This window comes from Burkholderia sp. BCC1985, assembly GCF_905339915.1.
Classification (GTDB): domain Bacteria; phylum Pseudomonadota; class Gammaproteobacteria; order Burkholderiales; family Burkholderiaceae; genus Burkholderia.
Genome location: NZ_CAJPGY010000102.1, coordinates 1 through 1,785 on the forward strand (window position 1 = coordinate 1; position 1,785 = coordinate 1,785).

Below are 1,785 nucleotides of genomic sequence, written 5' to 3' on the forward strand. Positions count from 1 at the left end.
TGATAGCTCGGTGGCTTCGCTCTCGACTTCGACGTCGACCGGCCTGTCGTCGGCAAACAGCTCGATCAGCTCGCTGTCCACTTCGACTTCGACGGGGATCAGCTCGTTGTCGACGGGCCTCAGCTCGACCGATAGCTCGGTCGCTTCGCTGTCGACCTCGACGTCGACTGGCCTGTCGTCGGCAAACAGCTCGATCGGCTCGTTGTCCACTTCGACTTCGACAGGGATCAGCTCGCTGTCGACCGGCCTCAGCTCGACCGATAGCTCGGTCGCTTCGCTGTCGACCTCGACGTCGACTGGCCTGTCTTCGGCAAACAGCTCGATCAGCTCGCTGTCCACGTCGACCTCGACCGGCATCGGCTCGCTCTCGACCGGCCTGAGCTCGACCGATAGCTCGGTCGCTTCACTCTCGACTTCGACGTCGACCGGCTTGTCCTCAGCAACCAGCTCGATCGGCTCGTTGTCCACCTCGACTTCGACGGGTATCGGCTCGTTGTCGACCGGCCTCAGCTCGACCGACAGCTCGGTGGCGTCGCTGTCGACCTCGACGTCGACTGGCCTGTCGTCGGCAACCAGCTCGATTAGCTCGTTGTCTACCTCGACCTCGACCGGCTTGTCGTCGGCAACCAGCTCGATCAGCTCGCTGTCCACCTCGACTTCGACCGGTATCAGCTCGCTGTCGACGGGCCTGAGCTCGACCGATAGCTCGGTCGCCTCGCTGTCGACCTCCACGTCGACTGGCCTCTCGTCGGCAACCAGCTCGATCGGCTCGCTGTCCACTTCGACTTCGACGGGGATCAGCTCGCTGTCGACGGGCCTCAGCTCGACCGATAGCTCGGTCGCTTCGCTGTCGACCTCCACGTCGACTGGCCTGTCCTCGGCTAACAGCTCGATCGGCTCGTTGTCCACGTCGACCTCGACGGGTATCAGCTCGTTGTCGACCGGCCTCAGCTCGACCGACAGCTCGGTCGCTTCGCTGTCGACGTCGACGTCGACTGGCCTCTCGTCGGCGACCAGCTCGATCAGTTCGCTGTCCACCTCGACCTCGACCGGCATCAGCTCGTTGTCGACCGGCCTGAGCTCGACCGATAGCTCGGTCGCTTCGCTGTCGACGTCGACGTCGACTGGCCTCTCGTCGGCAACCAGCTCGATCGGCTCGCTGTCCACCTCGACCTCGACGGGTATCAGCTCGCTGTCCACCGGCCTGAGCTCGACCGATAGCTCGGTCGCTTCGCTGTCGACGTCGACGTCGACTGGCCTGTCGTCGGCTAACAGCTCGATCGGCTCGTTGTCCACGTCGACCTCGACCGGTATCAGCTCGCTGTCGACCGGCCTCAGCTCGACCGATAGCTCGGTCGCCTCGCTGTCGACTTCCACGTCGACCGGCCTGTCGTCGGCGACCAGCTCGATCGGCTCGCTGTCCACCTCGACCTCGACGGGTATCAGCTCGCTGTCGACCGGCCTGAGCTCGACCGATAGCTCGGTCGCCTCGCTGTCGACTTCCACGTCGACCGGCCTGTCGTCGGCGACCAGCTCGATTTCGTCGCTCTCGACTTCGACCTCGACCGGCCTCAGCTCGTTGTCGACCGGCCTCAGCTCGACCGACAGCTCGGTCGCTTCGCTGTCGACCTCCACGTCGACGGGCCTGTCCTCGGCTAACAGCTCGATCGGCTCGTTGTCCACTTCGACTTCGACGGGGATCAGCTCGTTGTCGACGGGCCTCAGCTCGACCGATAGCTCGGTCGCTTCGCTGTCGACTTCCACGTCGACTGGCTTGTCGTCGGC

At 64.5% G+C, this 1,785-nt stretch carries 1 pseudogene; it reads left to right on the forward strand.

The features are described 5' to 3' along the window. Positions 1 to 1,785 (forward strand): annotated as a pseudogene (locus U4Z31_RS36795) (hemagglutinin); the annotation flags it as partial.